We start from the raw sequence: 3,346 nt of genomic DNA on the forward strand, positions 1-3,346 counted from the left end.
GGCTTGCACGGAATGCGGCCCGCCGGACGCCGGCGGGGCAGCCGGCGCCTTTCCTTCCACACTTGCGGGCGCGGGGCCACCCCGGGCGGTGCTGCAAAGCTGCAAATTCACGCTTTAACAGATGCCTTGAGGTTGCGCAGCGCGCCGCGCCGCCCGATACTTATTCCAACTTATGCCAAGGTCTGGGTTGCCGGCCCGCACCCCGCCACATCGCGGGCCCGCGCGGCAGCCGCCGGGCCGGCCAGTCGGCTCTCCCCGGGGCCCGCTCCCCTGCCGGGGATGCGGGCGGCCGGGGACAGGCCATGCGAAGAGAGAGGCTCGACCGCCGTGTCAGCGACGCCGCGACATCGCTTCGTGATCGTGGACGATCATCCGCTGTTCCGTGGCGCCCTGCGCCAGGTGCTGGAGGGGCTGGACGACGACGTGGTCGTCGACGAGGCCGGTTCTCTCGATGAGGTCGTGGCCCTGCTCGACCGCATCGACGATATCGACCTGCTGCTGCTCGACCTGACGATGCCGGGCGTGCAGGGCTTTTCCGGCCTGCTCTATCTCCGGGCCCAGTATCCGGCGGTACCGGTGGTGGTGGTTTCCGCCACCGAGGAGCCGGCCACCATCCGCCGCGCCATGGAATTCGGCGCCGCCGGCTTCATCCCGAAGTCGCTCGGCAGCATCGAGGCCATCCGCGCCGCCGTCGGTGCCGTTCTGGCCGGCGGCGAGTGGGTGCCGCCCGACAGTGTCGGCACCGACGAGGGCGAGAATGACGAGGACATCGTGCGCCGCCTCGCCACCCTCACGCCCCAGCAGCTGCGCGTGCTGATGATGCTGAGCGAAGGGCTGCTCAACAAGCAGATCGCCCACGCCCTCGGCGTGTCGGAGGCCACCGTCAAGGCCCACGTTTCCGCCGTGCTGCAGAAGCTCGGGGTGGAAAGCCGCACGCAGGCGGTGATTGCCGCCGGGCGCATCGCCGGCGCTCCGCGCGCCGGCGCGCCCACCTGACGCGCCCGGCCTGACGCCCGCCCGACGCCCCGCCGGGCATGGTTGCACCCGCCTGCCCCGAAGCTGGGCATGCGGTGATTTTCGGCAGGTTGCGCCTTTTGCGGTCTTTTCCGTCGCAAAAGGTTGCGCTATGGATAGCAGGAAGGTTGCGCCTTTTCGCATGGCGCGGCGCAACCGCCTGTTTTCCGCATTCCGGCCGAGGCATCCATGGCAACCACCATTGGCGTGAAGATCGATGACGCATTGCGCGCCCGTCTGAAGGAGGCGGCCGAGAAGGTCGGCCGCTCCCCGCACTGGCTGATCAAGCAGTCGCTGATGTCCACGGTGGAGCGCATCGAGCGCGGCGAGGATGTCTCCGACCTTTCCGGCGAGCCGCGCGAGGTGGAACTCGTGGAGGCGGCGGAAAACGCGGCCTGCCAGCCCTTCCTCGAATTCGCCCAGTCGATCCAGCCGCAGAGCGTGCTGCGCGCCAAGATCACCGCGGCCTATCGCCGGCCGGAGCACGAGTGCCTGCCGCTGCTCATCTCGCAGGCGACCCAGCCGAAGGCGGTTGCCGATCAGGCCCGCGAGCTCGCCCGCCATCTGGTGGAGACGCTGCGCGAGAAGAGCCTGAAGAGCGGCGGCGTGGAAAAGCTCATCCGCGAATATTCGCTGACGAGCCAGGAGGGCGTGGCCCTCATGTGTCTTGCGGAAGCGCTGCTGCGCATTCCCGACCGCGCCACCCGCGATGCCCTCATCCGCGACAAGATTTCCACCGGCAACTGGCAGTCCCATGTCGGGCGCAGCCCGTCGCTGTTCGTCAATGCCGCGACGTGGGGCCTCGTCGTCACCGGCAAGCTGACGGCGACCTCGTCGGAATCCGACCTCACCTCCGCCCTCACCCGCCTGATCGGCAAGGGCGGCGAGCCGCTCATCCGCAAGGGCGTCGACATGGCCATGCGGATGATGGGCGAGCAGTTCGTCACCGGCCAGACCATTTCCGAGGCCCTCGCCAACTCGCGCCGCTTCGAGGCCAAGGGCTTCCGCTATTCCTACGACATGCTCGGCGAGGCGGCGACCACCGAAGCCGACGCCCAGCGCTATTACAACGATTACGAGCAGGCCATCCACGCCATCGGCAAGGCCTCGGGCGGGCGCGGCATCTATGAGGGGCCGGGCATCTCCATCAAGCTCTCGGCGCTGCATCCGCGCTACAGCCGCGCGCAGGCCGACCGCGTGATGGGCGAACTGCTGCCGCGCGTGAAGGCGCTGGTGCTGCTGGCACGGCGCTATGACATCGGCATCAACATCGACGCGGAAGAGACCGACCGCCTCGAACTGTCGCTCGACCTGCTGGAAGCGCTGTGCTTCGACCCCGATCTCGCCGGCTGGAACGGCATCGGCTTCGTGGTGCAGGGCTACCAGAAGCGCTGCTTCTTCGTCATCGATTACCTGATCGACCTGGCCCGCCGCTCCGGCCACCGCCTGATGGTGCGGCAGGTGAAGGGCGCCTACTGGGATGCCGAGATCAAGCGCGCGCAGGTGGACGGGCTGGAAGGCTTCCCCGTTTTCACCCGCAAGGTGCACACCGACGTGTCCTATCTGGCCTGCGCCCGCAAGCTGCTGGCGGCGCCGGATGCAATCTTCCCGCAGTTTGCCACCCACAACGCCCAGACGCTCGCCACCATCTATGCGATGGCCGGCAACAACTATTATCGCGGCCAGTACGAGTTCCAGTGCCTGCACGGCATGGGCGAGCCGCTTTATGAGGAAGTCGTTCCCGCCGACAAGCTCAACCGGCCGTGCCGCGTCTATGCCCCGGTCGGCACCCATGAGACGCTGCTGGCCTATCTCGTTCGCCGCCTGCTGGAAAACGGCGCCAACACCTCGTTCGTCAACCGCATCTCCGACAGCGGCACCTCGATCGACGAGCTGATTGCCGACCCGGTGTCGGTGGCCAGAGCCATCCAGCCGCTGGGCTCGCCGCATCCGCGCATCGCGCTGCCGCGCGAGCTGTTCGGCGAGACGCGTGAGAATTCCGCCGGCATCGACCTTTCCAACGAGCAGCGGCTCGCCTCGCTGTCCGCCGCGCTGCTGTCCTCCGCCGATATCGCCTACACCGCCGAACCGCAGCTTGCCGATGGCCCGCGCAGCGGCGAGGGGCGCGCGGTGCTGAACCCGGCCGACCACCGCGACCGCGTCGGCCATGTGGTGGATGCCACGCCCGCGACCGTCGACGAGGCGCTGGCCCATGCCGTTGCCGCCGCCCCGATCTGGGCCGCGACCCCGCCGGCCGAGCGCGCCCAGTGCCTGACGCGCGCCGCCGACCTGATGGAAGCGCGCATGCCGCAGCTTCTCGGCATCATCGTGC

Annotated in this window: 2 protein-coding genes; both read left to right on the forward strand. The window is 68.8% G+C overall.

Features of this window, described 5'->3' with window-relative positions; translation table 11 throughout:
- The first annotated feature begins 327 nt into the window (after positions 1–327).
- On the forward strand, positions 328–996 hold the full coding sequence (locus tag V7067_RS12490; protein ID WP_334176232.1) for a response regulator transcription factor: 669 nt from the start codon (positions 328–330) through the stop codon (positions 994–996).
- A gap of 207 nt (positions 997–1,203) precedes the next feature.
- Positions 1,204–3,346: bifunctional proline dehydrogenase/L-glutamate gamma-semialdehyde dehydrogenase PutA (putA, locus tag V7067_RS12495; RefSeq protein WP_334176233.1), on the forward strand; the 2,143-nt coding region annotated here is incomplete at its 3' end.

It is taken from the genome of Pseudoxanthobacter sp. (assembly GCF_036822375.1).
In the GTDB taxonomy this organism is placed as follows: Bacteria; Pseudomonadota; Alphaproteobacteria; order Rhizobiales; family Segnochrobactraceae; genus Pseudoxanthobacter.